Consider the following 20335-nt stretch of genomic DNA (forward strand, 5'->3'; position numbering starts at 1 on the left):
AATTATTAGTAGGCTAGATTTGCACTGGAGAAAAGGACACTCATGTTCTCGCTTTTACGGTGGCATACCATGTCACGACCTGCCACGTTGCTGATGACAACTTGCCTGACGTCATTGGTGGTGATTGCTCTCGCAACGACAGCGTTCGCTGTGACAGCGGCAGAAAATGAAAGGAGCAGCCGGGATGGCACCGTTGAGGTGCTGTGGGAATCCGGGTACGCTCAGTACGATACTCTGCTCATAGCATCAGCACGAGGGGAGACGGTCGCTCAATATCCTGTAATAGAAGGGCAAAACTGGGTCATTACCGGAATGGAAGATGGCCGTTATCAGTTTATTCTCGAATCCCAATCCTCAAGTAAATTCCTGTTCACGCTTGGCGTTACCCACTATTCATTGTCTGCGGCTTTCAGCTTATTTGTTGCCGGCCTTGTGATGTTCCTTTATTTACTTTTTACGCTGATAAAAGGAGAGCGCAGTGACTGATTTTATGCTGGCCAGAGACACTGCGCTGTGGATCCTGGTCGCATTCGGCGTGGTCTGGGTGGCATGGGGCTGGTATTTGGGACGCAACAACCGCACCATCGAAGACTATGCTCTGGCAGGCAGAAACGTTGGATTTGCCATGGCGACGGCAACCGCAATGGCAACGTGGATAACCAGTAATACCACACTGGTTGCGCCGCAGTTAACCTATCAGTTTGGTGTCTGGGGTATGCTCGGATATAGCATGGCCGCGCTTGGGCTGATCTTATTCGCACCGCTCGCGCAGCGCATCAGAACGCTGCTGCCAGATGGCTTTACCAGCGGCGATTTCATCTATCGCCGCTATGGCCGATTCGCATGGGCATTATTCATTGTTATTTCATTGTGTTACGCCTTCGGTTGGCTAGTCAGCCTGGGAATGGCCGGTGGGTTGCTGTTGTCCTCGCTAAGTGATCTGAGTTATCTGACAGGCATGACGGCTATCTTAGTCATTTGTGTAGGCTATACGCTGCTAGGCGGGCTGAAGGCGGTTATTGCCACCGATTTTGTGCAAAGTATCGTGATTATTACCGGCGTAGTGATTGTAGCTTGGGTATGTATTGATACGGTCGGGTTTGAGACCATGCATACTACGCTTACCGAGCAACAACCTGCGTTACTGGATTTACTATTCCCTGCCGCCATCATGTTTTTCTTTAACAATGTCTTTTTTGGCATTGGTGAAATCTTTCATTCTAACGTGTGGTGGTCCCGAGCCTTTGCCTTTGCTCCCGGGATCGGAAAGCGTTCGTACCTTGCCGCAGGTCTGCTCTGGTTACCCATTCCAATTGTTACCGGATTCATAGCACTGGCTGCCACATCACTGAATTTAATTCCTCCCAGTGCGGATATGGTTGGCCCAATGGTGGCCGCCAAGTTACTCGGCAGCATTGGTGCGGTTTTCATTTTCGTTATTGTTTTTTCGGCACTGGCGTCAAGCATGGACTCACTTCTTGCAGCCACATCTGATCTTCTCACGCAGGATATCGTTAAAAAGCTTCTTAGGCCGGATGCCACCTCCGATACGCTGTTAAAAGTTAACCGCTATATTGTGATTGGCCTTGGCGTAGGGACATGGTGTATTGCCGCCTTCAAACTGGCCACGCTGGGAGCCTTGCTTAATTTTACAGGGGCCTTTGTCGCTTCAACAATCTGGCCGATTGTCTATGGTTTGTATCAGCCGAAACTGACCGGAAAATGGGCTGGGATTGCGATGTTTGCAGGTACGGTGAGCGGCCTGGTGGGCTACTTTACCATCGGTTTCTACGTTGCCGCCATTATCTCCTGTGGCGTCTCACTGGCATGTTGCCGAATAGGCATCTGGCAAAGTAAGGATATGTTTCATTGGCATAAACTGGAGGAGAAAGGATGACAATTAGCGAGTCTGCGCTGACGATTCTGGTTTATGTCTGTTTATTCGCAAGCTGCATCAGCCCGCTGCTGTTGTTGTATTGGCTGATTCGTGACTTCAAAGGTAAAAAATTATGGTGAAAGCAGAGTTGGAAGCTGTCGTAAAGTTCGAAAGAGAACGGCCCGACGTTTACGGTAATGCCCATCCCAAGTCGTTATTGCGAGCCATTCAGGAAGATGGCGACCATTTAGGAAAAATGAGCAATAAACACATTTATTCTGCTGACCAATTCGACAGGGAAAGTTTGCTGCAGTTATTCAGACTGGCGGCAAAATACGAAGCAAACCCCGACCGATTCAGTACCTCGCTGCAGGGGCAGATCCTGATTTCCGCATTTTATGAACCCAGTACCCGTACACGCTTATCATTTGAAAGTGCGTGGCACCGGTTGGGTGGTGACATTATGTCAATCACTGACCGTTCCACTACCGGACTGGCAAAAGGTGAGAGTCTTGCCGATGTGGGGGAGATGTTCAATAACTACGGCGATTGTGTGGTGCTGCGCGATACCAATGCCAACTCGGTACGGGATATGATGGGAGCATTGCGCATTCCCATTATTAACGCCGGTAACGGGACCGATGAACACCCGACACAGGCACTGGCAGATCTTTACACCATATTAAAATGGAAGCCGGAACTCATTGCAGAGGGATCTGAAGAAAAAATTAACCTGTGTATTATTGGTTTACCCTCCAAAATGCGTACCGTGAGAAGCCTGCTGAAATTAGTCGCGTTGTTCCCTGAATGTTTCAGCCAGTTGACGATTGTCAACGACAAAAGCCGCAGCGAGATGTTCGACAGCGGTCAGCTGGAACAACTTCAGGATGCCGGCGTAAATGTGCACACCTCTGACTGTCTGGAGGACGTTTTACCCGATGCTGATGTGGTATATATCAATGCGATTGCCTGGGAAGGCAACTCATTTAATCAGTACGGTAATCAGTTTCATATAGACAGTACATCACCACTGAAAAAAGATGCCATTGTGTTACATCCACTCGCACGCGGCGCAGAGCTGTGTAAAAGTCTCGATAATACGCCTCACAACTGGTATTTCGCGCAGGCGAGGGGCGCCGTTTTTCTTCGTCAGGCGCTGTTAACCTGCCTTGTCAGACGCGTTGAGCGCGTACTGGATATTGTCTAATTCATAGGAGTAGTGAATAAATGTGTGGAATTGCAGGAGTATTTGCCTCAACACCATCTCAGGCCATTGATTCACAAACGCTGGTTAATATGGCGGCGATAATGAACCATCGTGGCCCGGACAGCTATGGCTACTGTAATCCGGCCGACATGGGCATAGGAATGAGCCATGCCCGACTGTCCATTATTGACCTGGATGAAAATCGCGGTCGCCAGCCTTTCTGGCTGGACGGAGGGCAGACGATGTGTGTCCATAACGGCGAGTTTTATGAATACCAGCGTATTCGAACAGACTTGATTGCTGCAGGCGTTGATTTTACCAGTAAGAGCGATTCTGAAGTACTGCCGGCGCTGTTCAGAAAGTTTGGTATGAACGATACGCTGACGCGTCTGCGCGGTGAATTCGCATTTTCACTGTATGACGAGATGGAGGATACGCTTTATCTGGTGCGGGATCGCTTTGGGATCAAGCCGTTATACTGGACGCAAACAGACGACGCCATTATCTATGGTTCGGAAGTGAAAGTGGTACTGGCACACCCCGATGTAAAGCCTGAACTCGATTCGGAAGGACTGTTTCACCAGCTAATACAGGTGATGGTGCCAGGAACTACCGCCTTTAAAGGAATTCAGCAGGTCGAACCCGGACACATGCTGAAGATCACCAGAAAAGACGGTGAGTTTCACATTGAAACCCACAAGTACTGGGATATGGATTTTCCGTTAATCGGCACTCGCAAAGAGCATACTGATGACTACTACATTGAGGGCGTTCGCCGTGAGCTTATTGACGCCGTACAGGTGAGATTAAATGCGGATGTCCCGGTAGGCTGCTACTTATCCGGCGGTATAGACTCGTGCTCGATTCTCGGCCTGGCGTCAGGGATTGAACAGGAGCCGCTGAAAGCCTTTACAATCAGCTTTGACAATGCCGATTACGATGAGTCGGATATTGCCACCGAAATGGCCGAATCGGTAGATGCGGACCAGGAAATACTGAAGCTGAATGCGGACTTACTTTACAACAATTTTGCGCGCACTATCTGGCACACAGAACGGACTATTTACAATACACTTGCCGTTGCCAAATTGATGATGAGCCAGCAAGTCAGACACGTAAATTATAAGGTCGTGCTGACCGGCGAAGGCTCCGATGAACTATTTGCCGGCTACCCCGCATTCCGTCAGGACATGTTTTTACATGGCATGGAAGGGCTTGATGCCAATCAGGCTACAGAGTGGCGGCAGTCTCTGGAAACATCTAACTCGTTGTTTAAAGGCGCGATGTTACCAAAAGATGAGTATGTATCAGACGAACTGAATAAGAAGATCGGATTCACGCCCAGTTGCCTGCAACCCTGGCTGGGTTGCACCGATCACGCGCGAAAACTTATTCATAGCGGGCACCGGAAAAATATCGAAGGTTACGAGCCAGGTACAGCTATTGCCGAAAAGCTGGATGATGCGTTTTTAAGCGAAAGACACCCATTGGATAAAGCGCAATATGTCTGGATAAAAACCATGCTGGAAGGGCAAATTCTTACGTGGGGTGGTGACAGAGTTGATATGGCCAACTCCATGGAGGCTCGTCCGCCGTTCCTCGACCACAAACTGGCCGAGTTTGCAGTTACGATACCGCCTGAAATGCGAATTCGCGGAAGCAAGGAAAAGTACGTGCTTCGTGAGGCAATGAAAGGCGTACTGCCTGAAACCCTGTATAAGCGCGAAAAGTTCGCTTTTATGGCACCGCCAGCGCATACCGATGAGAAGAAATGGAAAAAGCTACGCGGCTTGTTAGAGCAGTTCGCCAGCCGTGAGAAGGTAGAGAAAGCCGGGTTGCTGGATGCTGACTATCTGGAAACGTTAATCGAAAAGCAGGAATCACCAGATACCGATGCCAGTGAAAAGGTCCAGGTAGATGCTATTCTGAATCATGCTTTGGGGGTAATGATCCTGCATCATCACTTTATTGAACGGGATATTCCTGCGTATGCGTATGAGCAGGCGCAGTCGCTGAACTGGGTGGTATAGGCACTGCATTTTTGTTTATCACGTAGAAACCCCGGTAAATCTCCGGGGTTTTTTATGCCTGCTTTTTCTGCGGGCAGGTTACCCATCTTTCCCGAGTAGCCGAAGACATCGCTGCCGAAGGTATTGGCGGCTCTGCATTGCATGTCTATTGATGTGCTTCCCAGGCCTGAAGTGAGCCAGTAAACACATCGACATGTGTACATCCGAGCATTTTTAAATAACTGGCTGCCACGGTTGCTCGTTTACCGCTTCCGCACATGCAGGTGTAGTGTGTGTCGGCAGAAAACTTGTCTTTGTACTGTTTCAGGTGTCCAAGGTACGTATGGAGTGCGCCGGGAAAGGCCATGGATTCCACTTCGTCACGCTTTCGCACATCCAGCAGCACCCAGTCTTTTTCTTTAAATTCACTTAAGCGCTTTTCAACAACGTCAGCCGTGACGGTATCAATGGAATGTTGGTGTTGCTGCTCGCGGGTCAGTGGAAAGGGTACGTCAGTTAAATACCCGGACAGATTGCAAAATCCCATGCGCCATAACTGCTTTGCAGATGCGCGTGCGCTCTCTTTATCCTCAGCAACGATCGCGATAGGTTGCTGATAGTCCAACAGCCAGCCGCCATAGGCACTTAATAAATCGCCAGGCAAATTAAGGCTGCCGGGTATGTGGCTATCCCGAAAAGCCGCATGGGCACGAACATCAATAAGAAGTCCTGGCTTATCCGATTCTGCCAGCCACTGTGGTACACGCTGTTCATGAAGGGGTTGGATCACCATGTCAGATACAGGCGAATCTACACCTGTCACGTTAGCGCGCTCCATTTCACTGAAATAGGGCGAAATGTAATGATGCTCAGTGACTTTCTGACGAATGAACTCAGGCTTCTGCTGCACCGATAATAGTGGGTTATACTGCTTTTCAAAGCCAATGGTTGTGAACTCTCTGTCTGCCATACCACCGCCACACACTGAGCCAGCACCGTGTGCCGGATACACGATTACCTGGTCGCCCAAAGCAATCAGCTTTTGAAGACTCTCATATAACTCACTCGCCATGTGTTCTTTTTCATCTGGATAGAAATCGGTTCTTCCGACATCGTTAACGAACAGCGTATCACCGGTGAACACACCAATTGGCGTAGTCTTGCTCTGGTTGGTGTCATAGCATGCCAGCGAAATACTGTCTTTCGTATGGCCTGGCGTTGCAACGACTTTTAACAGCCATTTGCCAACCTCAAAACTGTCGTTGTCTCTTGCAATACTGGCGTATTGCACCGTCTCGTCAGCATGTTCGCCATGATAAACCGGTGCCTGAGTTCTGTTAGACAATGCCAGGGCACCGGAAATAAAGTCTTCGTTTCGGTGCGTCTCAACGATGTGAGTGATCCTGCAATTGTGCTTGCCGGCTATGGATAAGTAGGTGTCCGTGTCTAACTGTGGATCAATGACACAAGCCTTTCCCTCGTTACCAATGACATAAGATAAATGTGCAATTCCCGGGGTTTTTACAGACTCAATAAACATAGACTGGTCTCCTTTAAACGATTCCGGAGTACCATTACAAGTGTTATGCCAATGGCAGGGTATAGTTATATCCTTGAATATATTACTAAAAAGAAATCCACATTCCCCCGTTTTCAGGCTTACCGTGAAAATAGTTACTGGTAAACATATAATATTTACCTAATGTTTAAATGAAAGAAAACATTGAAGAATATCAGGCAGCAGGTTCTTCGCGTTTTGCTTTCTGGATAATGGCAGCCGCACCTTCCTGATCTAAATTAAGCGCGGTAATAGGGAAGGGGATAACAATGCCTTCTTCATCAAAACGTTTTTTAAGCATCTTCATAAATGCACTTTTGATAAAAAAGCGATTGAAATACTCTTTCGTTCTTAACATAACGGTAAGGTTTATGCTCGAGTTGTCGAAGGTGTGGAACAACACGAAAGGTTCGTAGGTATCAACGCCGTAATGATGGTGTTTTAGTATGTATTCAGCGACTTCCAGACATATCGCTTCCACTTTTTCCAGGTCGGAATCGTAATGCACCCCCACCTCAACCGGAACGCTTAACTCTCTTTCCGGATAGTAGTAGTTAATCAGCTTACTGTTTGACAGCTTGCTGTTGGGCATGATCACGATATTATTCGGCAGCATTCTTATCCATGTTGATCGCCAACCTATTTTTTCAACAAAGCCCTGTTCCCCTGAATCCAGCTCGATAAAGTCGCCGATCCTGATAGGTTTATCCATAACAAGCTGTATGCCAGAGAAGAAGTTCTCCAGTGTAGGTTGAAGTGCCAGTGCGACGGCCAGTGATGTGATCCCCAGTGACGCGATAATAGGCGTTACCGATATTCCCATGGTGCCAAGAATAATAAGTAGTGCCAGACAGGCAAGCAGCGCTCTTATTGCACCTGAGGCGATACTGGATGAGTTTTTCACCAGGGTAGAACGGCTTTGATAACGAATTATCGAATAGGTAAAGAGACGCTCGACGAAAACAAAAAGCGCAATGATGAGAGAGGCTTTTACAATATGGCTGATAACCGTTAATACGGTGTCATTGGCAAGAGCAAACCACTCCAGCACATTGCGGCCCATCCATAAAATAAAGATAAAAATAATAATGGAAAGTGGCGCGTCCAGAGCCAGCACAAGTACGCGATAAAAGCTGCCCATACCGCTTTCCTGAGAACGGGCTTTTTCTGTCAAGCGCACCAGTATGAGGCGTTTTGCAACAAACAGCAGCACCAGTGCGGACAACAGAGACAGCGCAGTAATAGTATGCTGTGATTGAAAAAGTGCTTTAAATTCATCCACGTACATTGATTTACTCTGAGCAGTATTTTAAAAGGGAGACAATTCGCCCTTTCATGATATTTACTGCTGCAATAGTTGCACCATGTGGGTTTAGCGATTAGTTTTCACTTAACTGTCATTTTTCGTGGTCACACTGAGTGAAAAACGTTGTCAGTGAGAAAATAGGAAAAAAGCACTGTGGAGAAGAAAAATACCGGGTTTATCCGGATTTGGTTCGCGACTATTTATTCAATGAAAGGTCTGAAAGCGGCTTTTCAAAGTGAAGCTGCGATCAGGCAGGAGCTTGCTGCCATGATGTTACTGATACCGCTTTGCTTTTTTATGAATGTCAGCACGATTGAGCGCGTAATTATGATCATGTCGCTGTGTATTGTGCTGATAGCAGAATTATTGAATACGGCAGTCGAAGCGCTTTCTGACAGAGTGAGTACAGAAGTTCACATACTCATCGCCAAAGCCAAAGATATTGGTTCGGCAGCCGTATTCGTTGCCTTAGTGCAGGCCGTTACTGTGTGGTTGCTGATAGTGTTTGGCTAACCGTGGTTAGCCTCTTTACTTAGTATCGAACTGAGAATGACACTCTTGCTGTACGCGGTTCAACCGGATGATAGTGCAGATCCTCAACGCCATCTTCAGGTTCACCGGGTAAGCGAGACGCATACAGGTAATCAATGTCATGCGCATCACTGTCAAAGGCATTCAGTAATTCCAGAGACACTGTCCAGCTTTCTGCTGCATAAGATAACGACGTGTTAATAAGGAGCATGGAAGGGGGTTCTACGCTGTCCATGCTGTCGACAGTTCTTTCGCTTAAATATCTTGCGCGTACTGTATAACTTAAGCCTGACTGATCGCTATTCTGATACCAACTTGCGCCCGCGCTGATAACCACTGGTACCGTTCCGTCTATATGATCGCCTTCACCAACGACATCATCGCTGAACCGTGCGTGGGTCCAGGCTGCTTCTATATCAGCATTGATGTGATGGCTGAACCAGTAATAGGCACTGAACTCGGCACCGTAGCGCTCAGAAGGCCGGCTTGGCTCAGTGAAGCCTGCATCGCCAACATACACCAGTTCGGAGTCCAGCTCGAGATACCATAACGAAGCAGATACGTTGTACGTTCTGTCATCAGTGACGTTCACGCCAGTCTCATAGCCGAGCGAGCGAACAAGCAGTGGCGCGGCCTCAGCGGCTTCGCCAGTAATCGGGTCGACAGAGATAGTCACTCCACGGGCGTCGTTTGAGTGATAGCCCTGACCTGCGCTTACAAACGCCGTGGCGTTATCTGATAAGGCATACTTAAACGCACCTTTCAGGCTGAATAGCCCGTCGCTTTGACTGCCGCTGTTTTGTGCCAGCATACTGGTCACATCAACATCCATATAATCGTAGCGCCCGCCAAGGGTAAGGCTTGCATTCTCGCTAAGAGAAAAGTTAGTTTGCGCATAAAGCGCATAAGACGAACTGTCGATGCTGTCTTCCCGCGTAATACCCGTTCTCTCTCGTTGCGTGGTGGGGTAAAGGCCGACGTTATCAATGTCATCATGTCGCCACTGAACACCCAGCGTGTAAGTGGTATCGCTGTCACTCAGCGAAAAGAGTCTGGAGACTTCTCCGCCGTAGATGGTTCTGTCATCTACCTGTTCAAACTGGTCACCGTTGACCGGATCTTCCAAAAAGTAGGTGAAGTTAGAAAAAAGCGATAAATCGGTATCAATGATATAGGCCGACGCGGTAATCGAAGAAGACTGATAGCGAGAAGATAAACTGTATCGCGAGGATTCTCCGCCAACGCTGGTGTCTATTGAACCTAACCGGTCAATCAGACCTTGCTCTACAGCTCTCCCGGGAATTTGATCAGCGCCGTTCCAGCTGTTGTCGTAGGCCATTGCGGTAACTGAAAAATCACCGTCAAATAGTTGGGTTGCATAACGGACAACGGCATTTTTCTTGTCGATGTCTTCGTTAACATCTGTCCACGGGCCATCGTATGCCTGATATTCCAGCCCAATTAGGCCTGTTCCGTCACCGATTTTAGCCTGGTTAACAGTAACCACGCGCTGGTACGCGTCTTCGCCCAGGGTGAAAAACGTCTGATTACTCTTCAGGGAATCTTTTAATGAGAAGTGGGCACCGCCAGCGCCGGAGAAATCGCCTATAGCAGCATAATAGGTGCCTTTAAAATAGCTAAGACTTTCTACCATTTCCGGAATAATAAAATTCAGATCGGAGTAGCCCTGTCCATGTCCGTGACTTCGCATGTTCACCGGCATACCCTCGACACTGGTCGCAAAGTCAGTGCCGTGGTCAAGGTTAAACCCCCGTAAAAAATACTGGTTCGCTTTACCGGACCCACTATGCTGCGTAACCATCATGCCGGGAATAAATTCGAGCATTTCGCCGGTGCGGAGCATTGGACGGCTGTTAATGGTGTCACCGGATACCCAGCCCTGAGAAGCGGACACGAAAGCACCGTCTTCAAAATTGTCGTCGCCGGTAATTCTGATGCGTTCCACATCAGATTCAGGATCAGCAGCAAGGGTAGGGTGGCTGGCAATAAAGGCTGTTGTAACAACAGCCGTTTTTATAGCTAGAGAGAGCGTGCGCAAGATTATCTTCCTTAAAAAAACTCAATTCAGAAAACCTTACGCCTTACTATTCAATGTGGATGCAGAAAAACCTGACTATTCCGGTTTTTTAGAATGAGGCAACTTTTTTACCTTCCGGCAGGCAGTCATTCAGCATTTCAGTTACCGAGCTGGTTGCCAGTTTTAAATGTGACATATGCACTCTTGTTGATGCGGGATTATCAAAGCTGATTGCAGAAAAAACGATATCTGCATCGCTGGACGTAACCTTCACCAACAGGTGCTCATCTTCATTTGCCAGTGGAACCCTTAAATACAGTGGTTCATTGTGCGTCATAACATAATCGTTCACCTGCTCAACACTGGTAAACGGGGGCTTTTTTTCAGGTTGTAGCTTCCAGTGAGCTGACTGATCAATGACCTGCGCCAGAGCCTTGGCATGTTGCGCTTCTATCTCGTGGGCCATGCGTCCTCCATAATATGCTGATAGTGGTATTTATTACGAACGACAGCTGAAAAAGATTTACCCCATTAGCTGAGTATAGTATTTGCGCTTTACGATCGATGCTTCTGGCCAAAACACCGTGAAAAAGCGAGACCTACGACTAATGGCTTACAACTGAATGTAATATAAATGTGAACACCCAATAACGAAAAAGAAACGATATCGTTAACAGTAAGCTCTTGTCATACCGAGTTTTAGACACAGTAATCAACTTATTCGCAAAATCATTGAGTGTTTATTCAACTTCGATGTAAATGTAATGATAAAAGATAAACAAACCTGTAACTTTTGAGGGCTTTTTTTTGCTCTACGATGCTCACCACATGAGTTAACCGCGTGGAGTATTATGAGCATCGGATCGAAAAACAATAAGCACAACCCTGTCACCAGTGAATCAGGCAATACCTACATGGAACATCACCGCGATCGTTCTGACTTCGCGACGCGTGATGACTACCTGGAGCACGAATTACAGGTAATGTCTCCTAAACGGTGGCGTCCTAACCTGCCGTTTCGGGACTATCGATTTGAATGGGAAGATACCATTCCAGCCCTTGCCGGGACCATCGGCAAAGTGGTTATGGTTGGCGCGATTGCTGCTACTTTTGCGGGCCAGCTGGGGCTCGGTGATGCGTTTGTGCTGGAGAATGTTCGCTACGAACTCATTATCGTTGCGTTATTTATTTTGCTATTTTCCGGTTTCATCTTACCTACAGCCAACCTGGCAGGTACTCATGGGCCGCTCATCCCACTCATTCCTATTGTGGTTGCAGCGGGGGGCCACCCAATGGCTTTCGGGTTGTTGATAGGGATCTTTGGCTTATTACTTGCTGTGAGCAAAGGCGGAAGTTTGCTTGCAAAGCTTACTAGTAAAGGTGTGTGTGGCGGGCTATTGCTGTATCTGGGCTTCATAGGCACGACATCTCAGGTCAAAAAGTTGTATTCCTGGGCTGAGAGCATTGAAATGACGCATATCGCCTTTATCGTCATTATTTGTACCATACTACTTTACGCCTTACTGGAGCACTGGAAAAAGCGCTGGCTGGCTGTACCACTAAGCTGTTTACTTGGCGGTGGGCTTGCATTTCTACTGGGCGCGCCGTTTGAATTTAACACGGCACCCGGTTTTCCTAATATGAATCCCGCTTATTGGTGGGGCGAAGACACCGGCTGGATGTTGGGCCTGCCAACACTTGAGAACTTCATTGTGGTATTACCTTTTGCGGTGCTTGCCGTAGCGATGTGGTCACCTGACTTTTTGGGACATCAGGTTTTTCAGAAAATCAGCTATCCACCAAAAACCGAGAAGGTGCAGATGAACATTGATGACACTATGGTAAGCGCATCGGTGCGCCAGACCGTGGGTTCCCTGATGGGAGGGGCAAATTTCACATCGTCCTGGGGAACCTACATTGTGCCAGCCGCTATCGCCAAGCGTCCTATCCCCGCGGGTGCCGTACTTACCGCTCTATTTTGTGTTATTGCAGGTATATGGGGCTACCCGATGGATCTGGCGATCTGGGAGCCTGTTCTGTGTGTTGCCCTGATAGTAGGCGTTTTCATTCCTTTGCTTGAAGCAGGAATGGAAATGACCCGTGAGGGCAAAACTACGCAATCTGCGGCAATTGTGGTGTTCGCGTCATCTCTGGTTAACCCGGCATTTGGCTGGTCTTTAACCATGCTGCTGGATAACCTTGGATTGATTGGTTGTAAAGACCGCAGCGCAGAGCTATCAAAGATGAGCCGTTGGATAATACCTGGGATCATGTTCGTGGTTCTGACTCTCGTCATGGCGATAGTGGGCTTGCTACCTGGTATTCCGGCAATAGTAGAAGGGTTTAGACATTAAGCTCATCAGCGCGGGCAAATGGCTCGCGCTGGTCATTTTACATTTTCTTCAGCTCCACCTCTTATCAGTCAAGTCTCGCAAACTGCAAACTTCTGTGCCTAACTACGCATGGTACAGGTGAATTTTTCAGCGCGAGTAAAAGATCACTATCACTGTTCTCACTTAATCATCATACCTTTCAGTGATCATTTTTGCTACGCATGTTAATTAAATTTTAAATTGATGTTGATCGTCGGTAAATATTCACATACTCTTTTTAGCCATCCTTGTAAGCGCTTACAGCATAAAAAATGTAAGCGCATACATCAGTAGGGATACCTATGATAACGGTATCGGTAGTATCTAAGGTGCTGTTTATATGAACTAAATTTTTTTATGCGTTATTACGGACATTAACTATGAAATTTATAAAAAGCAGTATCTTAGCAGTATTCCTATTAAGCAATTCCGTGGCGACAGCAGGAATAATTACTAATGGAGACTTTTCCAGCAGTTGTACATTAGATGCCTGGGAACAGCAGGGTGCTGGCGACATCAGCGTAAGCGGACTGCCTGATGACTGCACTGTGAACCTCTCTGTAAATGACTTGGACTTCGACGCAGAACTATACCAGAGCGTAGTATTTGAGTCGGGTTTTGATTACCTGCTAACCGTTGATTTTGACACTTCCCAACTAAACAACAACGATTCGTTTTTTATCAGTTTGTTGAATGAAGATTTTGATCTGGTAGATCTGCTGATGCCTGCAGACGTCAGTTATGCAATGCAGTCAAACGTGTTCACCATCAGCACGGTTTCGCTTTTAGATAACTACAGCGACCAGAACTGGAGACTGTCTTTCTATTTATTCGATCAAATTGATGATGATGACTCAACGTCATTGGTATCGATCAGTAACGTATCTTTAGACAGAGTTACGGCTGAAGTCCCAGCGCCTGCCAGTATGGCTATTTTTGCGCTGGGCTTTATTGGCCTGTTGGCAAGCCGACGTGACTGTGCGCAGTATCGCCACGCTAATCAGATAAGCTAGGCGGAGCGCTATTATGAAATTATCAACGTTTCTAAAAGGTGCTCTGTGTACCTTATTTTTGTTTTCGCAATCTGTTTTTGCTGAATGGGCAACCATCAGTGACGGCGTGACGGTGTCTGAGTCACGGGCAAGATATATTCGTGCCGAAGGTGTTTATGTTGTTCAGGTAACATTAACAAATACTGGCAGTGACACCATTGAAGGGCCTTTCAGGTTACTGCTGGATGATGCGTCGCTTGAGGTTATGGATCCAGCCGGCCTTGATAGCAACGGTGTACCTTATATTGAGTTTGCAATGCAGGAGCTGGCTGCTGACAGCGCAATGATGGTTACGGCAAAGTTTGCCTTTGACCGTCGTACCAGACTTACTTTTACAAGCGTGTTGCAACACAACGCTTCAGACTGGGTGCTGGTGTGGAGTGATGAATTTGAAGGAGACAGCATAGACTTCAACAAATGGGAGCACGAAATTAACTGTGACGGCGGCGGCAATCAGGAAAAACAATGCTACACAGACAACCCTGAAAACTCTTATGTAGAAGATGGTATTTTAAATATTGTCGCCAAACCTGAGACAGGGCAGCCTTTACCATACAGCTCTGCACGTTTAAGAACAAAATACCAAGGTGACTGGACTTACGGCCGGTTTGAAATACGCGCTAAAGCACCAGGTGGCCAGGGTGCCTGGCCAGCCATATGGATGCTCCCCACCGACAATGTGTATGGCGGATGGCCGAATTCCGGCGAGATAGACATTTTTGAAGCCGTAAATCTCGGAGCACCAATAGCTGCAGGTGCGCAAGAGACGGTAAAAGACGTTCATGGCACGCTGCACTACGGTAAGGCCTGGCCGGATAATGATAATTCGGGAAAAAGTTATACCCTACCAGGTGGTGTTAGTCCGATGGATGACTTTCACGTTTACGCGATTGAGTGGGAGGAAGGTGAAATTCGCTGGTATGTTGATGGCGTGTTGTATTCAACTCAACGTCAGTCTGAACTGACGTACAATCAGCAAGGATATCCGGATGGTCTGGCGCATAAAGGCTGGTATACCGAAATCAACAATGAACTTAACTGGAGCTCTGCACCTTTTGATGAAAAATTCCACCTGCTGTTAAACTTTGCTGTTGGCGGTAGCTGGCCGGAAAATGTTCACGGTAGGGGTATCGATCCCAGCGCCTTCCATGAAAATAACAAATTCGAAATTGATTATGTTCGCGTTTATGAGTGCTCTGTTTCACCTGTGAATGGACAGGGCTGTAAAGGCGAAGATGCCGGATACGATGAGTCAGTTGAAAATGGCGGTACGTTAATTCAGGGCGCAGCTCCGGTACCTGTTGCACCGTCTGATGGCATCGCTGAAGAACTGGTTATTTTCGAGAATGAGATTAATCCAGGCTGGCCTGCCTGGGATTGCTGTGGTGGTACTACGCCTGATGTTGTCTCAGACGATGCTGAGCATAGCTACGCCGTTGAGTTTTCTATTGGAAGCACACCCACAGTCGTCGGATTTAATACGAATGTGGCAGATGAGCGTCAGGCATATGATGGCTCGCCCATGCTGGCAAACGGCGTGCTGGAATTCGATCTTAAACTGATATCTGCTCCTCTTAACGCCGGCGCAAGTTGGAACCTTAAAGTCGAACAGGCCGGTGCAAGCAGTGAGGCGGTAGTGGTTATTGATACGCCAACAACAGAGTGGCGTCGGTATTCGATCCCATTGCGTAATTTAGCTGGCGCTGGATTAAATCTTAACGGCATTGATGTTGTCATGATTTTTCCTGATTGGGGGCAGGGCGAAGGAGCGGTCTTCCGTGTTGATAACGTAGCCTTCAAAGAAGGTGAGCCTGTGGAACCGGGCAATGGTATGACTAACCGTATTCTGATGGATTTTGAAAAGCCTGCGGGCGAGTACAACTTCGTTAATTTTGATGGCGGGGTATCCACTGTTATCGACAATCCTTACAACGCTGAAAACAATGCCAGTAGTCAGGTTGTACAAATGCAGAAATACGCAGGTCAGCACTGGGGTGGTTCGACAATTACCCTTGACGCCCCCATTGATGTGGATAGCTCGCTCTTTAGTCTGAATGTCTGGTCTGACAGACCGGTTAATGTGTTATTCAAACTTGAAGGCATGTTGGTTGAACGCAGTGTGGCGCATTCAGGGGCGGGATGGGAACTGCTAACGTTTGATTTTGATGGAGAGTCTGGCACCGGTGTGACCCAAATCACCCTGATATTTGATCTCGGTACTATGGGAGATGCTGCTGGAAATCCGGATAACTGGACGTTCTACTACGACGATATTGGAGTATTTGAAGTACCGGATATCGAGGTTGTCGATTTTGAGCAGTCGCCCGACAGTTATGAGTTTGTGAACTTCGATGGTGGTGTTTCTACGGTTGTAGCAAACCCGGCTTCAGATGCCGGGAACAACAGCGCACAAGTCGTTCAGATGCAAAAGTACACAGGTCAGCCATGGGGAGGTTCCACTTTAACATTACCGGAATCTCTGGATATTGAAGATACCGTGTTCCGCATGAAGGTGTTCTCAGATCGGGTTGTAAATGTATTATTTAAACTCGAAGGAATGAACGTTGAGCGAAACGTTGCACACAGCGGCAGTGGTTGGGAAGAACTCGCTTTTGACTTCACCGGCGAATCCGGGACCGGAGTTAACAAGATAACCGTAATTTTTGACCTTGGTGTAATGGGTGATGCGGCAGGAACCCCCTCAAACTGGACTTTCTACTACGATGATATCAGCTATCCGGCAAGTGAAGATGACGGCAATTCCGGGCCTGAGCCAGACAACTTCGCGCTGGATTTTGAGTCTGAAGCTGGGAGCTATACATTCGCGAACTTCGACGGCGGGGTGTCCTATGTGCTGGGCAACCCACAATCGGCGGGTATCAATACCAGCGCCCAGGTGTCTATTATGCAGAAGTTTGCAGGAGCACCGTGGGGCGGCTCAACACTGACATTGGCCCAGCCTGTTGAAGTTAACGACACGGTTTTTTCAATGAAGGTATGGTCAGCACGTGAAGTCAATGTGCTGTTTAAGCTGGAAGGGATTGCTCAGGAGCGGAACGTGGCTCATGGTGGTTCCGGATGGGAAACGCTATCTTTTGACTTTACCGGGGTCGCGGGCTCGCTGTCGCAAATTACTTTTATCTTTGATTTAGGCGTTGTTGGTGATGCGGAAAACAATCCGTCGAACTGGACCTTCTATTTTGATGATATTGTGGTTGGTGACGGAACAAATGAAGACCCTGACACCGATGACGATGGGGTAGCAGATAGTCTGGACCAGTGTCCGGGTACTCCTGATGGCGTCTCCGTCGATGCCAATGGCTGCCAGATTTTCTCCAATTCAGATTCTGATGGGGATGGTGTTAATGATGATATTGACCAGTGCGCCGCTACACCCGCCGACACGCCTGTTGATGCAACAGGTTGCCCGGTATCAGTAAGCACCGAAACCGGCGTTGTCCAGGACAGTGATACCAGCGTTTACTTCTTCGTAAATACACCGGATTGGGCTGATGTACATTTCATTGTTAATGGCGGCGGTCAGCAAAACGTCAGGATGCAAAACACCGGTGGCATAAACATATTTAACCTTTCCAATTTAAGCAGTGGCGATGAAATTGTGTACTGGTTTACCTATCTGCAAGCATCCGGCGGTGCGATTGATACCGCGCAGCAGACCTTCTATATGGGTGATGGCGGCGGCAGCAGTGGTGGCCAGAATGATTCAGACAACGACGGTGTTATTGATAGCCAGGACCAGTGTCCGGGCACACCACCTGGTGCGGACGTGAATGAAGCAGGATGTACTATCGCTGATGTTACTGATTCAGATAACGACGGTGTAGTTGATAGTCTCGATCAATGTCCGGATACAGCACCAGGCACCCCGGTTGATGCAAACGGCTGTGCGTTACCTGACACAGCAGACGCGGATAATGACGGTGTATCCGACGAGTTTGATTTGTGCCCCAACACCTCCCCCGGAGCCAATGTCGATGCTCAGGGATGTGAAATTGTCACTGTAGTGAATGAAGTCAGAGCGGTAAACGACATATTGGTAGGTGGAAACGGCTCGTCAGCGAGTGGCTTCACCTTATATGTGTTTGATAACGACCACCCCTATTCAGCCAGCGTATGTAATGGTGGCTGCGCTACCAGTTGGCCTCCGCTACTGGTGAGTGACGGCGCAGCGTCCGGCGTAGCAGAGTTGTCTACGATCGAACGCCAGGACGGCCAGTTACAGGCTGCCTACCAGGGGCGTCCATTGTATTTCTACCAGAATGATTCTGAAGTAGGTGATACTAATGGCGATGGCGTTAATGGTGTATGGCATGTGGTGAATTACACTGTTGAATTAGGTGAGGTGGTACCGCTGTTTAATAACGATACCCCTTTGGACCAGGCTATTAGCTTTGACCGTGGAGATGCACTAGTCACACGCTTTGCTGATCGCGGTCGCGACCGTCACGCCAAAGAAGACCAGTTTCAAATATACGATCATTATTTATCTCACTACTGGACACACCGAACTGCACAATTTGAGTTTGTCGATTATGTGGCCAAAGGTGGATCGCATATTGAAGTTAACTTTATCACTGAATGGAAGCTGGGCGCACGAGAGTTCAGAGCCTGGTACCGCGGCCTGAATACCGTTGCAGAGTATCATGGCAACTATTTCGGTGGCGGCGCTGTGGTTGAAGTTGATAGCGGAACCTATGATTTTAATTTCAATAAAATTAGTGATGAAGGGGTTCAGTATCGCTATCAGGTAATTATTGATGATTACCGGCCATTAAACTGGGAGCCGTCAGGTGGCTCTTTACCACTGCAGGTTGGTCAGCGAATGGAAGTGGAAGTCAGTCAATTTCTGGATGCCCCTCCGGAAGGGCGTGAGAATTATTATGGCACCACCTATTTGTACATCGTGGGGCAGGGCATGGTGCCGTGGAAAACGGTTGGGGACTTCGATGATAAAAGCTCCGAACGTGAAGATTCTTACCCCATTGCACAGGAAGGCTGGTTAGGAGGCTACACTACGCTGCCTTATAACTATACTAATGAACCTGATAACCACTTTATGCAAATGGCTACCAATCTATCTAATATCAATGGACAGATATTTGTAGAAGGCCGTCGCGTTCACCACAGCAGTTTTGTGGATGGCAGACATGATGAGAGAAATGGTGAGAACGGGATCTTTGATGATGTGGTTGGTCTTGCCGGCACTCATTATATTAAAGAAAGTTGTGCAGGATGCCACGTTCGCAACGGCCGGGCCGCACCAGCGCCTGTAGGTCAACCGCTGGATAAATGGGTATTCAAGGTAGCCGATAATAATGGCGATCCGGATCCGCTGATAGGAAATGTTTTACAGCCTAAAAATGTGGGTATCGATAATAGTGCCGACGGAGAAGGAACGGTATCTATTGCCTCCTGGTCCGAAGAAAACGGCTTACGTTCGCCTGTGTATCAATTTAGTAATGGCACCCCGGCACGCTTTTCAGCACGGATTGCACCGCAACTGGTTGGTTTAGGCTTACTGGAAGCTATTCCCGAAAGCGCTATTCTGGCTATGGAAGATACCGAAGACAGCAATGCTGATGGCATCTCAGGTAAAGCCCAGCGGGTGATCGATCCTCTGTCCGGAGAAACCCGCTTAGGTCGCTTTGGCTGGAAAGCCGGTACTACGTCTGTCAAACATCAGGTTGCGTCAGCATTTAATACTGACATGGGCGTCATGAGCACTATGTTCCCCGATCCTGATTGTGGTACAGATCAAAGTGTGTGTGGTGCGTCAGGGTCAGAGGTTTCTGATAAACACCTGGATGAACTTGCCAAATACATTTCACTGTTAGGTGTCCGGGCGCAACGGGACCTGGACGTTCCTGAGGTTCAGACGGGTAAGCAGCTGTTCAATGATATTGGCTGCGCAAGCTGTCACACGCCAACGATGCAAACCAGCGAGTTCCACCCTTTAGCGGAGTTAAGGGACCAGACTATTCACCCTTACACTGATTTATTACTTCATGATATGGGTGAGGGATTAGCCGATAATCTTGGTGAAGGTCAGGCGAGTGGCTCAGAGTGGCGCACTACACCACTATGGGGCATAGGACTTTCTGCCTGTGTAACCGGTGGCGTGGTAAACTCAATCGGCGGTCAGGGAAATGAAGTGTGCAGCCCAGAACACAGTTACTTGCATGATGGTCGTGCACGAACGATTGAAGAGGCTATTCTGTGGCACGGGGGTGAATCTGAGAGTTCGCGTGTTGCCTATGAAAGCCTTGGTGACGCAGATCAATCAGCACTGCTGCGCTTCTTAAATTCACTATAATAATAATACTAAGAAAGCTAACTTAAGGGGCCGCAAGGCCCCTTTTTTTTGT

The 20335-nt window shown here is 48.0% G+C and carries 12 protein-coding genes; 8 read left to right on the forward strand and 4 right to left on the reverse strand.

Annotated elements, in window-relative coordinates; genetic code table 11:
- Window positions 1-69 precede the first annotated feature (69 nt).
- From JKP77_RS17145 to asnB, 4 genes are all read left to right on the forward strand, one after another.
- A complete protein-coding gene (locus JKP77_RS17145; RefSeq protein ID WP_218312389.1) occupies window positions 70-486 on the forward strand; it encodes a hypothetical protein in 417 nt (138 codons plus the stop codon).
- Window positions 479-1897, forward strand: a complete 1419-nt coding sequence (locus tag JKP77_RS17150) for a sodium:solute symporter family transporter (protein WP_338024885.1) — start codon at window positions 479-481, stop codon at window positions 1895-1897. Before JKP77_RS17145 ends, JKP77_RS17150 begins: the two co-directional genes overlap by 8 nt.
- Before the next feature lie 112 nt (window positions 1898-2009).
- Window positions 2010-3083 (forward strand): aspartate/ornithine carbamoyltransferase family protein, encoded by a 1074-nt coding sequence (locus tag JKP77_RS17155; protein ID WP_218312390.1) that lies wholly within the window; start codon window positions 2010-2012, stop codon window positions 3081-3083.
- Between the two features lie 20 nt (window positions 3084-3103).
- Window positions 3104-5113, forward strand: coding sequence for an asparagine synthase (glutamine-hydrolyzing) (asnB, locus tag JKP77_RS17160; RefSeq protein WP_218312391.1), 2010 nt, complete (start codon window positions 3104-3106; stop codon window positions 5111-5113).
- A gap of 145 nt (window positions 5114-5258) precedes the next feature.
- On the opposite strand, the gene JKP77_RS17165 is transcribed toward asnB, so the two are convergent.
- Window positions 5259-6632 carry an MBL fold metallo-hydrolase gene (locus JKP77_RS17165; protein WP_218312392.1) on the reverse strand — a complete coding sequence of 458 codons (1374 nt, stop codon included), beginning with the start codon at window positions 6630-6632 and terminating at the stop codon, window positions 5259-5261.
- 193 nt (window positions 6633-6825) lie between these two features.
- Window positions 6826-7938 carry a mechanosensitive ion channel family protein gene (locus JKP77_RS17170; RefSeq protein ID WP_218312393.1) on the reverse strand — a complete coding sequence of 371 codons (1113 nt, stop codon included), beginning with the start codon at window positions 7936-7938 and terminating at the stop codon, window positions 6826-6828.
- Between the two features lie 171 nt (window positions 7939-8109).
- On the opposite strand from JKP77_RS17170, the gene JKP77_RS17175 reads away from it, so the two are divergent.
- Entirely contained in the window at window positions 8110-8469 is a 360-nt protein-coding gene (locus tag JKP77_RS17175; RefSeq protein WP_338024886.1) for a diacylglycerol kinase, read from the forward strand.
- A 19-nt stretch (window positions 8470-8488) separates the two neighbouring features.
- Here the strand turns inward: JKP77_RS17175 and JKP77_RS17180 are convergent, their stop codons facing one another.
- Both JKP77_RS17180 and JKP77_RS17185 read right to left on the reverse strand, forming a co-directional pair.
- Window positions 8489-10546, reverse strand: coding sequence for a TonB-dependent receptor (locus JKP77_RS17180; protein WP_218312394.1), 2058 nt, complete (start codon window positions 10544-10546; stop codon window positions 8489-8491).
- Between the two features lie 88 nt (window positions 10547-10634).
- A complete protein-coding gene (locus JKP77_RS17185) occupies window positions 10635-10991 on the reverse strand; it encodes a hypothetical protein (RefSeq protein ID WP_218312395.1) in 357 nt (118 codons plus the stop codon).
- Window positions 10992-11439: 448 nt separating this feature from the next.
- On the opposite strand from JKP77_RS17185, the gene JKP77_RS17190 reads away from it, so the two are divergent.
- The 3 genes from JKP77_RS17190 (at window position 11440) to JKP77_RS17200 (ending at window position 20283) form a co-directional block, all read left to right on the forward strand.
- Window positions 11440-12879 (forward strand): DUF3360 family protein, encoded by a 1440-nt coding sequence (locus JKP77_RS17190; RefSeq protein ID WP_246601254.1) that lies wholly within the window; start codon window positions 11440-11442, stop codon window positions 12877-12879.
- 398 nt (window positions 12880-13277) lie between these two features.
- Window positions 13278-13910 carry a PEP-CTERM sorting domain-containing protein gene (locus tag JKP77_RS17195; RefSeq protein ID WP_218312397.1) on the forward strand — a complete coding sequence of 211 codons (633 nt, stop codon included), beginning with the start codon at window positions 13278-13280 and terminating at the stop codon, window positions 13908-13910.
- Between the two features lie 13 nt (window positions 13911-13923).
- Window positions 13924-20283 (forward strand): di-heme oxidoredictase family protein, encoded by a 6360-nt coding sequence (locus tag JKP77_RS17200; protein WP_218312398.1) that lies wholly within the window; start codon window positions 13924-13926, stop codon window positions 20281-20283.
- Window positions 20284-20335 lie beyond the last annotated feature (52 nt).

Origin of the sequence: Alteromonas antoniana, from assembly GCF_019249295.1 — a bacterium.
GTDB classification, from domain to species: Bacteria; Pseudomonadota; Gammaproteobacteria; order Enterobacterales; family Alteromonadaceae; genus Alteromonas; species Alteromonas antoniana.

Bases quoted from the DNA above. Each gene is read 5' to 3' on its own strand.
- JKP77_RS17165 (WP_218312392.1), bottom strand. From the start codon at position 6,632: ATGTTTATTGAGTCTGTAAAAACCCCGGGAATTGCACATTTATCTTAT.
- asnB (WP_218312391.1), top strand. From the start codon at position 3,104: ATGTGTGGAATTGCAGGAGTATTTGCCTCAACACCATCTCAGGCCATT.
- JKP77_RS17195 (WP_218312397.1), top strand. From the start codon at position 13,278: ATGAAATTTATAAAAAGCAGTATCTTAGCAGTATTCCTATTAAGCAAT.
- JKP77_RS17155 (WP_218312390.1), top strand. From the start codon at position 2,010: ATGGTGAAAGCAGAGTTGGAAGCTGTCGTAAAGTTCGAAAGAGAACGG.
- JKP77_RS17185 (WP_218312395.1), bottom strand. From the start codon at position 10,991: ATGGCCCACGAGATAGAAGCGCAACATGCCAAGGCTCTGGCGCAGGTC.
- JKP77_RS17145 (WP_218312389.1), top strand. From the start codon at position 70: ATGTCACGACCTGCCACGTTGCTGATGACAACTTGCCTGACGTCATTG.
- JKP77_RS17200 (WP_218312398.1), top strand. From the start codon at position 13,924: ATGAAATTATCAACGTTTCTAAAAGGTGCTCTGTGTACCTTATTTTTG.
- JKP77_RS17170 (WP_218312393.1), bottom strand. From the start codon at position 7,938: ATGTACGTGGATGAATTTAAAGCACTTTTTCAATCACAGCATACTATT.
- JKP77_RS17190 (WP_246601254.1), top strand. From the start codon at position 11,440: ATGGAACATCACCGCGATCGTTCTGACTTCGCGACGCGTGATGACTAC.